General features: G+C 63.4%; 16 protein-coding genes. 14 read left to right on the forward strand and 2 right to left on the reverse strand.

All coding sequences use genetic code 11. The annotated features are described in order from the left end of the window. Window positions 1-90 precede the first annotated feature (90 nt). Genes KIO76_RS24660 through KIO76_RS24675 form a run of 4 tightly spaced genes read left to right on the forward strand, consistent with a single transcriptional unit; the run spans window position 91 to window position 4,025 of the window. Window positions 91-1,323 carry a cytochrome P450 gene (locus tag KIO76_RS24660; RefSeq protein WP_213326220.1) on the forward strand — a complete coding sequence of 411 codons (1,233 nt, stop codon included), beginning with the start codon at window positions 91-93 and terminating at the stop codon, window positions 1,321-1,323. Window position 1,324: 1 nt separating this feature from the next. Next, window positions 1,325-1,519, forward strand: coding sequence for a ferredoxin (locus KIO76_RS24665; protein WP_249730027.1), 195 nt, complete (start codon window positions 1,325-1,327; stop codon window positions 1,517-1,519). Window positions 1,520-1,522: 3 nt separating this feature from the next. Next, entirely contained in the window at window positions 1,523-2,713 is a 1,191-nt protein-coding gene (locus KIO76_RS24670) for an NAD(P)/FAD-dependent oxidoreductase (RefSeq protein ID WP_213326221.1), read from the forward strand. A gap of 55 nt (window positions 2,714-2,768) precedes the next feature. Continuing rightward, window positions 2,769-4,025: an LLM class flavin-dependent oxidoreductase gene (locus KIO76_RS24675; protein ID WP_291976106.1), complete on the forward strand. Its 1,257-nt coding sequence runs from the start codon at window positions 2,769-2,771 to the stop codon at window positions 4,023-4,025. Window positions 4,026-4,200: 175 nt separating this feature from the next. Here the strand turns inward: KIO76_RS24675 and KIO76_RS24680 are convergent, their stop codons facing one another. Then, entirely contained in the window at window positions 4,201-5,130 is a 930-nt protein-coding gene (locus KIO76_RS24680) for a LysR substrate-binding domain-containing protein (RefSeq protein WP_213326223.1), read from the reverse strand. A gap of 332 nt (window positions 5,131-5,462) precedes the next feature. On the opposite strand from KIO76_RS24680, the gene KIO76_RS24685 reads away from it, so the two are divergent. Beyond that, window positions 5,463-6,341: a phytanoyl-CoA dioxygenase family protein gene (locus tag KIO76_RS24685; RefSeq protein WP_213326224.1), complete on the forward strand. Its 879-nt coding sequence runs from the start codon at window positions 5,463-5,465 to the stop codon at window positions 6,339-6,341. 282 nt (window positions 6,342-6,623) lie between these two features. Further along, window positions 6,624-7,502 carry a DMT family transporter gene (locus tag KIO76_RS24690; RefSeq protein ID WP_213326225.1) on the forward strand — a complete coding sequence of 293 codons (879 nt, stop codon included), beginning with the start codon at window positions 6,624-6,626 and terminating at the stop codon, window positions 7,500-7,502. Between the two features lie 363 nt (window positions 7,503-7,865). On the opposite strand, the gene KIO76_RS24695 is transcribed toward KIO76_RS24690, so the two are convergent. Then, on the reverse strand, window positions 7,866-8,975 hold the full coding sequence (locus KIO76_RS24695; protein WP_213326226.1) for an ABC transporter substrate-binding protein: 1,110 nt from the start codon (window positions 8,973-8,975) through the stop codon (window positions 7,866-7,868). Between the two features lie 109 nt (window positions 8,976-9,084). Here KIO76_RS24695 and KIO76_RS24700 point away from each other — a divergent pair, with 109 nt between their 5' ends. The 8 genes from KIO76_RS24700 (at window position 9,085) to KIO76_RS24735 (ending at window position 16,753) form a co-directional block, all read left to right on the forward strand. Further along, complete coding sequence (locus KIO76_RS24700) at window positions 9,085-9,957, forward strand: branched-chain amino acid ABC transporter permease (RefSeq protein ID WP_213326227.1); 873 nt, start codon at window positions 9,085-9,087, stop codon at window positions 9,955-9,957. Continuing rightward, the gene (locus tag KIO76_RS24705; RefSeq protein WP_213326228.1) at window positions 9,957-10,823 is read left to right on the forward strand and encodes a branched-chain amino acid ABC transporter permease; all 867 of its coding nucleotides are present in this window, start codon (window positions 9,957-9,959) and stop codon (window positions 10,821-10,823) included. The genes KIO76_RS24700 and KIO76_RS24705 overlap by 1 nt, the downstream gene beginning before the upstream one ends. Further along, a complete protein-coding gene (locus KIO76_RS24710) occupies window positions 10,820-11,596 on the forward strand; it encodes an ABC transporter ATP-binding protein (RefSeq protein ID WP_213326229.1) in 777 nt (258 codons plus the stop codon). Before KIO76_RS24705 ends, KIO76_RS24710 begins: the two co-directional genes overlap by 4 nt. Next, window positions 11,593-12,318, forward strand: coding sequence for an ABC transporter ATP-binding protein (locus KIO76_RS24715; protein WP_213326230.1), 726 nt, complete (start codon window positions 11,593-11,595; stop codon window positions 12,316-12,318). Before KIO76_RS24710 ends, KIO76_RS24715 begins: the two co-directional genes overlap by 4 nt. 51 nt (window positions 12,319-12,369) lie before the next feature. Continuing rightward, window positions 12,370-12,828 (forward strand): SRPBCC family protein, encoded by a 459-nt coding sequence (locus KIO76_RS24720; protein WP_213326231.1) that lies wholly within the window; start codon window positions 12,370-12,372, stop codon window positions 12,826-12,828. Window positions 12,829-13,099: 271 nt separating this feature from the next. Then, the gene (locus tag KIO76_RS24725) at window positions 13,100-14,722 is read left to right on the forward strand and encodes an ABC transporter substrate-binding protein (protein ID WP_213326232.1); all 1,623 of its coding nucleotides are present in this window, start codon (window positions 13,100-13,102) and stop codon (window positions 14,720-14,722) included. Between the two features lie 183 nt (window positions 14,723-14,905). Further along, a complete protein-coding gene (locus KIO76_RS24730; protein ID WP_213326233.1) occupies window positions 14,906-15,877 on the forward strand; it encodes an ABC transporter permease in 972 nt (323 codons plus the stop codon). Between the two features lie 3 nt (window positions 15,878-15,880). Next, complete coding sequence (locus tag KIO76_RS24735) at window positions 15,881-16,753, forward strand: ABC transporter permease (protein WP_213326234.1); 873 nt, start codon at window positions 15,881-15,883, stop codon at window positions 16,751-16,753. Window positions 16,754-16,760 lie beyond the last annotated feature (7 nt).

A 16,760-nucleotide genomic window follows, 5' to 3' on the forward strand; every position in this document is an offset into this window, starting at 1 on the left:
CCACGCCCGCTCCGTCCGAGAATATTGTATTATCGTATGCTAGAAGCGCTCAGCGCTACGCGTCCCTTACAAGGACCGCCGGAGGTCGCTATGTCAGAATCCGCTGTTACGTCCTGTCCCTTTAGCGGCACCCGCGAATACCCCATCAAGCGCTCCAACCCGCTCGACCCTGCGCCGGAACTCGCCGAAATGCGCGCCGCCGAACCGTTCGCAAAGGTGCGCCTGTGGACCGGCCAGGATGCCTGGCTGGTGACGCGTTACGATGACGTGCGCAAGCTTTTAACAGATCCGCGGGTCAGCGCGGATAACACCTTGCCCAACTTTCCGGGCGCAACGCCCGGTATGCTGGCGGTGCGAACCAAATATCCGAGCTTCATCACCATGGACGTGCCTGAGCACACGCAGTTCCGGCGCATGCTCACCGGCGAATTCGCGGTCAAGAAGATCGAGGCGCTGAAACCGCGCATCCAGCAGGTCGTAGACGAGCGCATCGACGCGATCCTCGCCAAGGGGCCGCCGAGCGATATCGTGCGCGACCTGACCCTTGCGCTGCCGATCACCATGATCTGCGACCTGCTCGGCGTTCCCTACGAAGACCAGGATTTCTTCCACGCAAAGGCCGACCTGATCACCGACAGTCGCACCCCGCCGGACGTCTCCTCAAAAGCGATCCAGGAATTGTGCGACGTCTATATCGCCGGATTGATCGAGAGGAAGAACCTGAGCCCGACGGACGACCTCCTGAGCCGGCTGGTGGTGAACCAGCTCAGGCCAGGGCACCTCACGCCGATTCAGCTCATCGGCATCGCGCGCCTGTTGCTGATCGCCGGCCACGACACCTCCGCGCACACCATGTCGCTCGGTATTCTGGCGCTGCTCGAGAATCCGGAGCAGAAACAGGCGCTGATCGACGATCCGACGTTGATCAACAGCACGGTCGAGGAAATTCTGCGCTACGTCGATGTCACCCATAACGGCCGCAGGCGTATAGCGACGGCAGACATCGAAATCGGCGGACATGTCATTAGGAAGGGCGAAGGCATTATCGCCCACAATGCAGCGGCCAATCGCGACGCTGACGCTTTTCCGGACGCGGACAAGTTCCGCATCCAACGCGATGCGCGCCATCACATCGCCTTCGGCTACGGCATCCACCAGTGCCTCGGCCAGCCTTTGGCCCGGGCCGAGCTGCAAATCCTGATTGGTACCCTGTTCCGCCGCATACCAAGCCTGGCGCTTGCGGCACCGATATCGAGTCTCGAATTCAAGGAAACCAGCTTCGTCTATGGCGTAGAGCGGATTCCTGTCACGTGGGAGAGCTGAAATGCGCGTGCTCATCGAACAGGCGAGATGCTGCGGCGCCGGTCAATGCGTGCTTGCGGCGCCGGATATCTTCGACCAACGCGAGGAGGACGGCATCGTCATCCTGCTGCAGGAGAACCCGCCGGAAGAGAGCCGTGCGGACGTGCTGCAGGCGATCAAGGTTTGCCCCGCGCTTGCGATCCGGCTCGAGGACTGAGCCTTGCGCACGGTCATTGTCGTCGGCGGGTCGGCCGCGGGGCTCGCCGCCGTCCAGGCGCTGCGCGCGGAAGGTTACAGGGGCCGCATTCTCGTGGTCGGGGCGGAACCCCACCTTCCCTACGACCGGCCGCCACTCTCCAAGGGTTTCATCGCCGACAACCTGCCTTTCGAGCATGTTCGGCTCAGCGAGCCGGCGCTGCTTAATGAGCTGGGGGCCGAATGGCTCATTCCTGCGCGGGCCTGCGAGCTCGATCTCGACCGCCGCATGCTCCGGTTGGAAGCGGGCGACCGGCTCGGCTTCGACGGGTTGATTCTTGCCACCGGCGTCAGCCCGCGCGTCTTTCCCGGCCCGCGACCGAACGGCGTGTACACGCTTCGCAGCTTGGATGACGCAGCCGCGCTGCGCACTGCATTGGGAAGCGCGCCCCAAGTCGCGGTTATCGGCACTGGCGTCCTCGGTATGGAATTCGCTGCCACCGCCCGCAAGCTTGGTCTCGATGTCACGGTTATCGGCAACGCGCCGCACCCGCTGGCCCGCCAGTTCCCCGCCGCGATCGGCAACCTGCTCGCCGCGCGCCACCGCGCGGCGGGCGTGATGCTGCGCTTGGAGGTCCAGGTGGCCGGCTTCGAAGAGAAGGGTGGGCATCTAAGCGGCGTGCGGCTTGCCGATGGCGATATCGTTCCGGCCGAGCTCGCGCTGGTCGCGATCGGATCGCAGCCTGATGTCGACTGGCTGCGCACGAGCGGCTTGCCGATCGGCGACGGCATTCTGTGCGATGCTTGCTGCCGCGCCGCGCCCGGCGTCTATGCGGCCGGCGACGTCGCCTCCTGGTGGCATTCCGGCTACGGCGCGCGGCTGCGCATCGAGCACCGTATGAATGCCACCGAACAGGCGGGCGCAACGGTGAAGAACCTGCTAGGCGCCGCCGAAGACTTCCGACCGATTCCTTTCATGTGGAGCGACCAGCACGACATCAAGCTGCAGAGCTATGGCATCTTCCCGGATGATGGCGAGGTGGAGATCGAGGGCGACATGGCGTCAGGCCGCTTCGTTGCGCTCTGCCACAATCAAGGCCGCGTTGTGGGCGCGCTCGGCTGGAATGCCGTCAAGGCGCTGCGGCAAAGTCGCATGCGGCTCGTCGAGGCTATGGAGGGGATCCGTCTGGATGAGCTGCAGCTGACGGTGGGCTGAGCCGTTCGCGACAAGGGGAGACGTCATGAGCCGCAAGATGCATCTCGGCGTATTCGTGCTGGGCACTGGCAACCAGGTCGATGGGTGGCGGGCGGAAGGCGCCGACCCCACCAATTTCGATATTAAGGCGCTTGCCCGCATCGCGACGACGGCTGAGCGGGCGAAGATGGATTTCGTCTTCGTTCCCGACAATGTTTCGGCCGAGGTCGACGATCACCCATCCATGGTGGCGCGGCTGGAACCGATCGCGCAACTTAGCGCGCTGGCCATGGTGACGAGTCGCATCGGGCTCGTCGGCACCGCCTCCACCATGTTCTCCCAACCTTACAACCTTGCCCGCGCCTTCCAATCGCTTGATCTGATCAGCGCCGGGCGGGCCGGCTGGAATGTGGTTACGACCTCCTCGCCCATCGCGGGGCTCAATTTCGGCACCGAGGGGCGGCGGGAGCACGATCTGCGCTACGAAATGGCCGACGAGTTCGTCGAGGTCGTGCGCGGACTCTGGAACACCTGGGACGATGGCGCGGTGCTGGTTGATCGTGCGAAGGGCCGCTACTTCGATCCCACGCGGATCCACCTCCTCAACCATAAGGGTAAATGCTATTCGGTGCGCGGACCTCTCAACGCGCCCCGCGGGCCGCAGGGCAATCCCGTGCTGGTGCAGGCGGGATCATCGCCGGCCGGCATGGGCTTCGCCGCGCGCCATGCCGACCTGATCGTGACCGTGCAGCACGCGATCGGGGAAGGGCGCGACTTTTACGACAAGGTGCGCAGCATGGCGGCCGGTCATGGCCGCGACCCGAACCAGTGCAAGATCCTGAACGGCATCTTTACCGTGGTTGGCCGTACTGACGAAGAAGCGCATGCCAAGCTGGCGCGCCTGGCGGCGTTCGTCGACGTACAAAGCTCGATTCGCACGGTGTCGGACCGGCTCGGCCATGATCTCACACAGTATTCGCTCGACGGGCCCGTCCCGGACCTGCCGATGACCGATGGTATGCAGGGCTTCGCGCGCGCGCTGATTCCCCTGGCGCGACGCGAAAATTACACGCTGCGGCAATTGTTCAACCTCATGGCAGTCGGGCGCGGCTACATCGTCGCCGTCGGCACCCCGGACAAGATCGCCGACATCATGCAGGAGTGGGTGGATGCGCGGGCGGCCGATGGCTTCGTCATCATGCCCGCCTATTTCCCTGACTATCTGGACGACTTCGCCGAATTGGTCACTCCCGAGCTGCAGCGCCGCGGCGCTTTCCGTGAGACCTACTCCGGCGTTACTCTGCGCGATCATCTCGGCCTGCCGCGCGTCTGACCGAAGCGGCAAGGGTGAGTACTCATCCCCTGGGGGGAGCGAGGAACAGATCATCGCCGTTCGTTAGCAGCCTTCTCCAACGCCATGAAATACTGCGGCAGGGCAGGGCTGTTCCATCGATCGCGCGTGTTACGCCGCAGCCGCAGGTGCCTCTCGAGCAACTGGAACACCAGCTTCATGGTCGAGCAGGCGTTGGGCCGAGTCGCTCCTCAACTCCGGACTGCGCCACGATCCAGTCGCGGAAGGCGATCAAGGGCGGGTAGTCCTTTCTGCCCTCCGGCCAGGCAAGATAATATTTGTCGCTGCTTTCATAGGTGACGTCGACCGCCGGGACGAGGTGCCCGCCCAACAGTTCCTCCTCGATGAGGAAGGTCGGCAGGAGCCCGACACCTAGGCCCGCTGCCGCGGCGCGGGCGACGGTTGAAAACTGGTCGAAGCTGCCGGCCGAGATCCGGCCGGGCTCCAGTCCCAGCGCCCGAAACCACTTCTCCCAATCGGTGGCGCGCCCCATCGAGCCCATATGGATCAGCGGCTGCCCGATGAGGTCAGCGGGCGTGCGGATACCGCGGCTCTCTCGAAAATCTCGACTGCAGGCGGGTACGAGAAACTCACGCCGCAGCTCAACCATCTCCGCGCCCGGCCAGTAAGGCACACCAGCATGGATTGCGGCATCGACGCCCTCGTCACGGAAATCAAACAGGCTGAAGCGCGTCTTTAAATTGACCGTGATGCCAGGATATAGGCGCTTGAAGTCGGACAGCCGTGGCGCCAGCCAGCGCGTCCCAAAGGACGACAGGATCGTCACGTTGAGGATGCCGCCATTTGGATTGGCATAGAGGTTTTGCGAGGCGGTCGAGAGTCGGTCGAGCGCCTCCCGCACCTCGGCCAAGAAATTCATGGCCGCGGAGTTCGGCCGAACCGTCTGGCGGTCGCGCACGAAGAGCTCGACCTGCAGCTGCTCCTCCAGCGCGCGGATCTGCCGGCTCACGGCGCTCTGCGTGAGGCTCAGCTCCTTGGCCGCCGCGCTGACGCTTCCCAGCCGCGCCGTCGCCTCGAAGGCCGCGAGCAACGAGACAGACGGTAGATAGCGCCGGGTATAACTCATCGGTTATTCCGTATTGGAATGATCTTGTTGACCAAGCATTGCTTGTTGTTGGGCAAGGGACAAGCAAAATGGCTTACAAGCAAGGGACGGATATTTGGTCCACTTGCCCATAATGCGGAGGTTATTCCGATGTGTAAAGGCTTCGCCTGCCCACTCAAAGATCGCGTACGGATGAATGCCGTCCTCGACGACCTGCCGCTCGCTGGCGAGTGCCCCCGCCGCGCCGGGCCATCGGCTCCGACCGGCCAGCGTCCGATACCTTCCGCGCCGCCTCGAACCGCGGCTGCTCGCCAGGGCGCCGCGAGTCAATTGAAAGAAGGAGAACAGCAGTCATGACCGTGCAATTCACAAGGCCGATCACAGAGGACGAAATCCGCACCTATGAGGAGGACGGCGTCGTATGCCTGCGCAACATCCTCAGCGCCGAATGGGTGAAGATGCTGCAGGACGCAGTCGAGGACGTGCTGAACCAGCCAGGCCCGTCCGGCCATGATATCGCTGCCGGCTCCGGTAGCGGCAAGTTCGGCTACGACATCTTTATGTGGACCTTCAACGAGCGTTTCCGCCAGTTCCAGGCCGAGTCGCCCATGCCGGAATGGGCCGCGACCCTCATGCGCTCCAAGGCGGTGAACCTCGCCGTCGACGCAATGTTCGTCAAGGAGCCGAATACGACAAACCACACACCGTGGCACCATGATCAGCCGTATCTTTGGATGGACGGGACGCAGGTCTGCTCGTTCTGGACGCCGCTCGATTCCGTCACCCTGGAAACCGGCGTGACCGAGTGGATCCCTGGCTCCCACCGCACGGGCAAGTGGTATCGTCCTGCTGGCTTCGACGCCAAGAAGTACAAGGACTATCCTGATGATTTGTTCGAGCCGCTGCCAGACATCGAGGCCAACCGCGGTGACTGGAACATCGTGCATTTCGACATGGATCCAGGCGACGTGCTGGCCCACCATCTGCTGACGCTGCACCATGCGCCGGGCAACACGTCGCAAGACCGGCGCCGGCGTGCCCTTGCTTTCCGCTATGCCGGGGACGACGTCACCTATGCCAAGCGCCCGATGGGGCCGCAGCCGCTACGCGATCCAGGCCTCTCGGTGGGGCAGCCGCTAAACTCGGCTATGTTCCCGCAGGTCTGGCCGCGGCGCCCGCTTGCCGCATTGGACCGTGACGCGCAGGCGATTGACGCCTTGGCAGCGGCGTAATCCGTACCGGCGGCCGAGACGTAACTCGGCTGCCGGTTTCGTTCTCGATCATGGTCAAATATTGTAATACAATATCCCATGCGTGCTCGCGTAGGAGGGATGCTCGTGCGCTCTTGAACACGGCAACCGTCTCCAACGTGCGCAGCGCCGGCCTCGGAGCAACTGGCGGCCTTCGGTACGGCGCTCAACACCTCTTTCGGGGGGAGCACTACACGGTTGGCTCGGCTTTGGCCGACGTGCGACAACCTTTTCGCTCTTGGCTGACGCCACGACAGGTTCTCCATGCCAAGAAAATCTCTGGCCGGGATCGGGCTGAAGCTCGGCTCCGTCTCATTCTTCGTTTCCATGTTCGCGCTGATCAAGCTGGCCGGCAGCGTGCCGACCGGACAGGTCGTGTTCTATCGCTCAGTCTTCGCCATGCTGCCGATCCTGGCTTTCCTCGTTCTGCGCAGGGAATTGGCGATGGCGCTGAAAACCAGCCGACCGCTCGGTCATGTCGGGCGCGGCCTCTGTGGTTCTGCTAGCATCGGCCTCACCTTTCTCGCGCTGGCCTACCTGCCGCTCTCCGACGCGATCATGTTCGGCTATGCGCAGCCGCTGTTTGCCGTCGCGCTGGGAGCTATCATGCTCGGCGAGATCGTCCGGCCCTCGCGCTGGTTGGCGGTGCTTGCAGGCCTGGCCGGGGTCGCTGTGGTTGCCTGGCCCGGCCTCACCATTTTTAGTGGTGAGGGTTTTGACGGCCACCAAGCGATCGGCGCCGGGGCGGCGATCGGCGGCGCCTTTGCAACCGCCTGTTCGGTGCTGATGCTGAAGGCGCTGGTCGAGACCGAGCGCTCCTCCACCATCGTGCTCTGGTTTTCGCTGACCTCTACGGGTTTCGCGCTGGCGACGTTCCCTTTCGGCTGGGCCGACCTTTCGGACGAACAAACGCTGCTTCTTGCGCTCGGTGGGTTCGCCGGCGGCATGGCGCACGTGCTCGTCACCGAAAGCCTGCGCCACGCCGACATGTCGATGCTGGCGCCGCTCGACTATACCTCGGTGCTCATCGGTCCGGTTCTGGGTTATCTCCTGTTTGCCGAATTGCCGACGCTGCATATGCTCGTCGGCGGCACGATGATAGCCTCCGCGGGACTTTTCCTGATCTGGACGGAACGACGGTGACGTTCGCGCCGTAGAGGGCGCCAAGAGAGCCGTCAAGGTGGCGCCAACGTCCAGAGGAGAGGTGCTGCGCGGGCGGGAAGTAGGTGCGCCGGCCACGCATGCGGCGTCGATCGCCGCTGCGACAGAGTTGCTGCCGGGCTGACTGACGCCGCGCCATGCAGCCGAAGTTTTAGCCAATCGCGCCGTCTGGCGAAGGTTCCAGTTGATGGATCGTCGCCAAACTACCACCAAGCCCCTAACCAACGAAAGTGCTGCAGCGAGCGCATCGACGCCCATCTGCGGGACCGGCTGAGCATCGAGGCGGCGGGCCGTTTCGGGAGGCCCGCCAAGGTTGGGAGGAGGTGCCGCGCGGGGCGCGGAAGGTCAGTTCTTGTAGTCGACGTACTGGCCGCCCTTGATCGTCTTCAGCTCGACCGCCTTGTCGACGTCACCATTGGCCAGGAAGGTCGTGGTCCCGGAAGCGCCCGGGAAATCCTTGACGGCGAGGATTGCCTTGCGAGCCGCCTCCGTGTCGCCGTTGGACTTCGCCATCGCGTCGGCCAGTATCAGCAACATGTCGTACATGGTAGCGCCATAGACTTCCGGCTTCTGGCCGTAGCGCTTCTCGTATTCGGCAGTGTAGTCCGTCATCGTGCCTGCCACCGGATTGTCGGTGTCGAAGACGGCCTTGGTGTAGACGCTCCCTTCGGCCGCTTCCTTTGCGATCTGCACCACTTCGGGCAGTTCGAAATCAAGCGTGCCAATAAACGGCGCTTCGATGCCGAGCTCGCGCGCCTGCTTCAACACCTGGCCCGTGGTCTTGTAGGCCAAAACCAGGATGACATCGGGCTTGGCGACGCGGATGCGGGTGAGTTGCGCGCGCATGTCGGTGGAGTCGGGCGCGAAAGACAGACTCTCGACGATCTCTCCGCCATCGGCCTTAAACTGCTTCTCGAAAGCCTTGGCACCCCAGTCGGCCCATTCGAGATTGACCCACAGGACCGCCGCCTTCTTGTACCGGGTTTTCGCGAATTCGTTGAGAGCGCGGATTTCGCTGCCGAGATTAGTAGCGTTCCGGAAGACGTAGGACTTGCCTTCAGTAATCCCCGGCAGCGTGGCCGAGGTGGTGAGAATGACCTTCTTCTCTTCTGCGATCGGGATCAGCGCCTTCGTGATGCCCGTCAGCGTGGTCATGACCGCGTTGACCCGGTCCGCCGCGATCAGCTTGTTCATCGCCGCCACGCCGTCGCGCGGATTGCTTTTGCTGTCCTCGTAGATGACGGTGAGCTTGCGCTCCGGACCCCACTTCGCGTTAATCTGGTCCACGGCGATGTTCATGCCGTTTCGCATCCAGGTGCCGTAGGACGCGGCGTCCCCGGTCATTGGCAGAACCGTGCCGATTTTGATCTCTTCGGCGGCCGAAAGGCCTCCTGTCGTCAGCCCGAGCGCGAGTGCCGCGCCCCAGGCAAGCCTCGCAAGTCGTAATCCAGTCATGATGCTCACCCGCATTCGGCACCGGGCGTCGGTGCAGTTGACTGTCATACATTAATATAATATCCGAAATGACGCAACGTGTGGCAGCGTGAACGGGGAGATGCCGCGGTTGGAGCTGGTTCTTCAGATTTTCGCGGGCGGCGTAGTGACGGCAGCGCTTTACGGCCTGTTCGGCCTAAGCTTCAGCTTCATCTATTCCTCTACACGGATCATGCATTTCGCACATGGTGCGACCTACACGCTGGCCATGTTCGCCTTTTACTGCCTGACGGCACTGGCCGGCCTGCCGCTGCTTGCGGCAGCAGCGGCAACGGTGGCTTTGGCCGCACTCGCAGGCTGGGCGATGATGGCAGGCTTCTACCAGGCCTTCCTGACCAAGGGCGCCTCGCAGGGTGCGCTGATGATCGCCTCGCTTGGCCTTTTCATTGCTGTGGAAAGCATTGCCGGCCTTCTGTTCGGCACCAGCTCACGCGTTGTGTCCACCGCGGCGGTGTCGCGCGGTCTGGATTTCGGCGGCATCTATCTCACCGGCTTGCAGCTTTGGATGTTCGGTCTTTGCGCCGCGGCGATCATTCTGGCGCTTGCGACGGTGCGGCTGTCGAGCCTCGGGCGCGCGGTCAGAGGCATGGCGGACGATCCCGATCTTGCCGAAAACCTCGGCATCGACGTGCGGCGCCTGCGGGGCATCGTTTTTGGCGTCGGCTCCGCCCTTCTGGCGCTCGGTGCGGTGCTGGTGTCGCTTGACGTTGGCGTGGTGCCGGGCTCGAGCCTGAGAATGCTCTTGATCGCCGCCACCGCCAGTATCATCGGCGGCAGTCACTCGCTCTATGGCGGGCTGGTCGGCGGCCTCGCCGTCGGTTTGCTCGAAAGCGTAGGCCTCTACGCGCTCGATGCCCGCTGGCTGAACGTCATGATCTTCTCGGCGCTGATCCTCATCCTCCTCATCCAGCCGTCCGGTCTTCTGAAGCTGGGGAGACGCTGATGGATTATCTGTTCGCCGTCCTCACCTTCTTCGCCATTTATGCGGTGCTCGCCACGTCGCTCAACATCGTGGTCGGCCACGCCGGTCTTCTGTCGATTGGCCATGCGGCGCTGTTTTGCGTCGGGGCTTACGTCTCGGCGCTGGCGAGCCTGCGCCTCGGCCTGGCAGTGCCGCTGGGGGCCGTGCTGGCGATCGTTGTCACGGCGATCGTCGGCGGGCTGGTCACGGTGCCGCTCCTCAGGCTCAGTGGTGACTATTTCATCCTCGGGTCGCTCGGCATCCAGATCATTGTGGTCGACATCATCCGCAATCTCGATGTCATCACCGAGGGTCCCCGGGGTTTGGCCAGTATTCCACGGCCCTCGCTCGGCGGACTTGCGGTCGAGAGCAATCTCTCCTTCGCGATCGTCTATGGCGTAGTGGCAGTCATTGCCTGCCTGCTGGCGCGCTATTTGATGCGCAGCCCCTATGGACGCGTGCTCGAGGCAACGCGCGATGACGAGGACGCTGCTTCCGCTCTCGGCAGGAATGTTGTCTGGACGCGGCTGCGGGCCTTCATTCTCTCAGCGGCGTTGGCCGGGCTGGCGGGCTCGATGTACGCGCATTTCGTCTCCTTCATCGACCCTACCAGCTTCGGTTTTTCCGAATCCATTTATATCCTGTCGATGGTCGTGATCGGCGGTATGGGCACGGCCCGCGGGCCCCTCCTGGGTGCGGCGCTGCTCCTGACCGCCCCCGAGATCATGCGCTTCGTCGGCGCCTCGACCGGTTCCGACGCCTACATCCGGCAGCTGCTTTATGCCGTGCTGCTGATCGCCTTCGCCTATTTCCGGCCGCAAGGCATCGGCGGAAAGAGGCTCGCATGATCGCGCCAGTTCCGCTCCGGGTCGAGGGCATTTGCAAGCGCTTCGGTGGCCTCGAGGCGTTGAAGGACGTGTCCTTCGTGGCACCTGCCGGCAAGATTACCGGCCTTGTCGGCCAGAACGGCGCCGGGAAGACGACGCTGATCAACGTGATCACGAGGCAGCTGACGCCTGACGCCGGCGAGGTCTATGCCGGTCCCCGACGCATCACGCGGCTTGCAACCCATCAGGTGGCGGGGGCGGGTTTGGCGCGGACCTTCCAGCAACTACGGCTCTTCGCCAACATGAGCTGCCTGGAAAACGTCTTGCTTGGCTTGCCGAAAGGCCGCGGTGAGAGCCTCGCGGCCTGCCTGTTCACGCCTGGTCGCGTGGCCCGGCAAGAGGCTGAAGATCGCGCGGCCGCACGCACGATCCTCGAAGCCTTTGGCCTCGGCGATCGCGCCGAGGTCAGCGCGGCCGGGCTTTCCTACGGCCTGCAAAAACTTTTGTCTCTGGCGCGGCTGGCCGCGGCGCGGGCCGAGATCGTGCTGATCGACGAGCCGACCTCCGGGCTTTCGGGCGAGGCGGTGGAGCGGGTGGCAAACGCTGTGGCCCGCTTCCGGGACCAGGGCAAGACAGTGGTTCTGGTCGAGCACGACATGGATGTGCTGTTTGCGCTCTCCGACCATGTTGTGGTGCTCGACCAAGGCCAAGTGCTGTGCCAGGGCACGCCGGCAGAAATCCGGATCAACAACGAGGTGCGCGAGATTTATCTCGGCAAGGGGCATGCGGGATGAGCCTTGCCGTCACCGATCTGCACGCAGATATCGCTGCTAAGCCGATCCTGCAGGGCCTGTCGCTCCGAATCGCGCCGGGCGAAGTGGTCGCGCTGATCGGCAGTCCCGGCTGCGGCAAGAGCACGCTGATGCGTGCGATCTTCGGCCGCCATCCGGTGATATCGGGCCGCGTGGAGTATGAGGGCAAGAGCACGCTGGAGCGCAGCCCGGCCGAGCAGATCAGGGCGGGCATCGCCTATGTGCAGCAGGGCGGCAAGGTCTTTCGCAGCTTGAGCGTTACGGAGAACCTCGCGCTCGCCGCCATGATGCTGCCGGGAACGGAGGCTTCGGGTCGGATCGGTGAGCTTTACACGCTTTTCCCGCGTCTGGCGGAGCGACGTGGCCAAGCGGCCGGCTCGCTGAGCGGCGGCGAGCGCCAGATGCTCGCGCTGTCGATGGGAATGATGACCCGGCCGAGCCTCATCCTGCTCGACGAGCCCTCGACCGGGCTCTCGCCGCTGATGACCGAGCGCATTCTGGGCGAGGTCAGATCTGCGGCGAAATCGTCCGGCGCCGCCGTGTTGGTGGTGGAGCAGAATGTCCGCAATGCCGTCTCGATTGGCGACCGCGTGCTGGTGATGAGCCGCGGCATCATCGCCCATGACCACGCCGTCTCCCCAGACGCCGACCTTGCGGAGCTGCTTGAGGCCTATTCCTTTACGTCGACCGCCCGCAACACCTGATGGTCGTCGGACCCGTGCGTTGCCGCGGTCACCTGAAAGTGGAGATCGATCATGAACATGTCCGGCAGCAACGAGATCAGCGCGCCGCGCGAGGCGGTATGGACGGCGCTGTTCAACCCTGAGGTGCTGAAGGCGTGCATCCAAGGCTGTGAGGCGCTGGAACAGGTGTCCGACAATGAATATACCGCGACCGTCACCATCAAGATCGGCCCGGTCAAGGCGCGGTTCCAGGGCAAGGTCAGCATCGCGGACGCCACTGCCGGCGAGCAGTGCCGGCTGGTCGGCGAAGGCTCGGGCGGCATCGCCGGCTTCGCCAAGGGTTCCGCGCTGGTCAAGCTCCGAGACGCACCAGGCGGCACGGTGATCGATTATGAAGTCGAGTCACAGATCGGCGGCAAGCTTGCCCAGCTCGGTGCGCGCATGATCAATTCCGCCGCCGTCCGGATGGCAAGCGACTTTTTCACCAAGTTTGCGGACGTCGCTGAAACCGCGAGCGCCGCGTCTCGATAGCGTCCCGGCGACATTCAACGTGATTACACAACCAAGCCAGTTTTTAGCATTGCCCATATCTAGAATGTATGACAATAATCCAATCATGCAGCTGAGAGCTTGATGGCCGGACAAGAAGAACGGGCCACGTGGGGAGCACGGTTGGAGTAGCGCGCCACCCCGGCAGTGGGAAACGGTTGCCTCGGGCCAACAGCTTCCTTTCGCTCAACGAGGGAACGGATCGAGGGTGCATCTTCGCGGATCAGCAAACCCTCTGCACGGGAGTATCGAGATGGCCGAATACAACTGGAGTGCGCTCGCAATGGACCGCCGCCGCTTCGTAACCGGAACGCTCACGGCATCGGCCACGCTGATGGCGCCACGGTTCGCCGACGCACAACAGCCGACCACATTGGTGGGCGTGCTTGAGGAGGATCCGCCCGGGTTCAACTCTGCCATTACCAGCACGATCTCGACCTTCGCGACCAGCTCACCCGTCCATCAGGGCCTGACGCTGATCATGGCGGACGGCACGATCGAGCCGCTGCTCGCCAAAAGCTGGGAGATCTCGCCCGATGGCCTCACTTACACGTTTCATCTGCGCGACGACGTGATGTGGCATGACGGACATCCCTTCACCTCGGCCGATGTCAAGTTCTCGATCGAGAATGCCAATGGCAAGCTGCATCCCTGGGGCAAGGTCGCCTACAAGCCGCTGAAGGCGATTGAGACGCCGGATGACCACACCGTGATCTACCGCTTGAGCGCGCCATCGGCCTCGCTGATGTCGGCGACCGACCGCGCCGTCGGCGCCATCATCCCGAAGCATCTGTGGGAGGGCAAGAATATTGCCACCGACCCTCTCAACCAGAAGCCGGTCGGTACCGGCCCCTATAAGCTGGTCGCTTACGAGCGCGGCAAGGAAGTGCGCTATGAGCGCAATCCCAACTACTTCATCAAGGGCGCGCCACTGGTCGATCAGCTGATCTTTCGCATCATGCCTGACCCCGCGACACGCATTTCCGCGCTCCAGCAAGGCGAGGTCGACATGATCTACTGGAACGCGCTGCCGCAGTCGGAAGTCGCGCGTCTATCCAGGCTGCCAAACCTGCAGATCACTAAGTCGCCGAACCGCGGCGCCGCCTATCAGGCAGTGTACAACCTGAAGAACCAGTATCTGGGCAACAAGGACGTCCGGAAGGCCTTCGCCCACGCGATCGACCGCAAGTTCATCCGCGAGAGTGTCGATGGCGGCTTGACCTCGTCGGAGCAGCTCGGCCCCGTCTCGCCGGCCTCGCCGCTCTACAACAAGGCGCTGAAGGACTACGCGTTCGATCCAGCGCTCGCCAATAAGCTCCTCGATCAGGCTGGCTTCCCCAGAGGGGCAGACGGCAACCGCTTCACCATCGAGATCGCATGGCCCTCCTTCAACGTCGCAGCCGGCAAGATCGCGGACATCATCAAGCAGAATCTCGCCGCCGTCGGTGTCGGCGTGAAGCTATTCTCCGCCGACCGCGCCGCGATGATCCAGCGGTGCTACGTCGGCGGCCAGTTCGACATAGCGATCGAGGCCCATGCCATCGGGCCGGACCCGGACATCGGCACGGAGCGCTTTTACAATTCGCGCAACATCCAGCCACTGCCCTACGTCAACAATTCGAGCTACGTCAATGCCGAGGTCGATAAACTGTTCGACGAGCAGCGCTCGCTCATCGATCTCGACAAACGCAAGGTCGTCTACGACAAGATTCAGGAGATTATCTGGGACGATCTGCCAATAATGGCGCTTTACCAGGTCGTTTTCAACAACGTATCGCGTAAGCAGTATGCCGTCGACATCTTCGAGGATAATGGCAACGGTACCTGGGAATCCTTCGATCGCGCGAAGATTGTGGGCGTCCACACCAAAGCTTGACCAGACATGGCATGGGCTGGCCTGCGAACATGTGTAGGCCAGCCCGACGGCAATACTAGACACGACGGCGTCGCCGCATGCCGCGTCGCGCTCTCGATAGCTATGGTTTTCGCGGTCCAATCGTCGGTAGCGGCCGGTGCATGCAGGTGCTGACGCCACCAACACCGCCCACGGAGTTTGCTGATGACGATGAGCTTACCGGGATTGGTACTGAACAGGGTCCTGCTGGGCATCCCGACCCTGCTCATCATCGTCACGGCTACCTTCGTGTTGATCCGGCTGGCGCCGGGTGATCCGGCGCTTATCCTGGCGGGCGATGCTCCGACCCCGGAATTCCTGGCCGCGATCAACGAGCGCTACGGGCTTGACCGGCCAATCCTCGAACAGCTCCTGATCTTCCTCGGCCAAGCAATCCGGTTCGATCTGGGCACCTCAATCTACTACCAGCAGCCCGTCGTCGACGTCGTGCTGCAGCGCGCCCCGGCTACCATCATCCTTACGGCCTCCGCGATCCTGGTGGCGGCCCTGGCAGGCGTCATCTTCGGCGTCTGGGCCGCGCGCCACAAGGGCACCAACATCGATGCCGGGGTCGGCCTGGCCTCGCTGCTCGGCTACTCGCTCCCCGCCTTCTGGCTCGGCCAACTCCTGATTTTGCTGTTTGCGGTGCAGCTTAACATTCTCCCCGCCGGCGGCATGACCACCGCGCGCATTCAACTGTCGGGTGCCGCCTACTATCTGGACGTCGCGAGGCACATGGTACTTCCGGTGCTAACGCTCGCCACCTTCGAACTCGGCCTGATCGCGCGGTTTACGCGCACCGCAATGGTCGAAGCCTTGGGGCGTGACTATGTGCTCGTCGCGCGCGCCAAGGGCGGGCGCATGAACTACGTGGTCTGGAAACACGCGTTCCCGAACGCCATCGTCACCACGATCACCATCGTCGGGCTGGAGTTCGGCGTGCTGCTCGGTGGCGCTGTGGTGACGGAGACGGTGTTCAGCTGGCCGGGCATCGGGCGCCTGTTCTACGACGCCATCCTGCGCCGCGACTTCCCGCTGTTGACCGGTTGTTTCATTTTGTCGTCGATCGCCGTCATCGTGATCAACCTGATCACCGATCTGCTCTGCGCCATCCTCGACCCGCGGACCAGGAGGTAGGACATGGCGGACGCCATCACCCCCGTTCAGACAGGTGCCAAGGCCCGCTTCCGCCTGCCGCGCGTGACCTGGTTCAAGCTGACGCCTTCTGCTGTGATCGGCTTGACCGGGCTCACCTTCATCCTTGGACTAGCGGTGCTCGGACCCTTTCTGTGGCCGATCGATCCGCTGGCGATAAGCCGCGACAGCTTCATGCCGCCGAGCCTTGCTCATCCGATGGGAACGGATGATCTTGGCCGCGACATCCTCGCCCGCGCCATTCAGGGCGCACGCATTTCACTCGTAATCGGCATGATGGGCGCCTGCGTCGCCGCGTTAACAGGAACGCTGGTCGGAGCCGTCGCAGGCTATGCCGGCGGCATGGTCGACGAGCTCCTGATGCGCATGACCGAGATCTTCCAGGTCGTGCCGCGCTTTCTGCTCGCCATCATCGTCATGGCACTCTACGGCGCCAGCCAGACGAGCATCGTGCTGGTGATCGGCTTCCTGGCCTGGCCTGGCACGGCGCGCGTGGTGCGCGCCCAGTTCATGATCCTGCGCGGCGAGGAATTCGTGCTGGCTGCACGCATGAGCGGGGCGAGCCGCAGCCGCGTCGTCCTGCGCCACATCCTGCCCAATGTCGCGCCTTACCTCATCGTCTCGGTCTTCCTCCAGATGGGCGCGGCGATCTTGGTGGAATCCTTCCTGAGCTTCATAGGCCTCGGCGATCCGTCGTCGCCGAGCTGGGGGCTGCTCCTCCAGCAATACCAGCTCTATCTGCAGTCGGCCTGGTGGATGACCACTTTCCCGGGCCTGCTTCTCGCGATCACCATCTTCAGCCTCAATCTCTTGGGCGACAGTTTCAGCACCGCACGTCATAGCGGCACCCGGCGATAAGGAGACG

Origin of the sequence: Chelatococcus sp. YT9, from assembly GCF_018398315.1 — a bacterium.
Classification (GTDB): domain Bacteria; phylum Pseudomonadota; class Alphaproteobacteria; order Rhizobiales; family Beijerinckiaceae; genus Chelatococcus.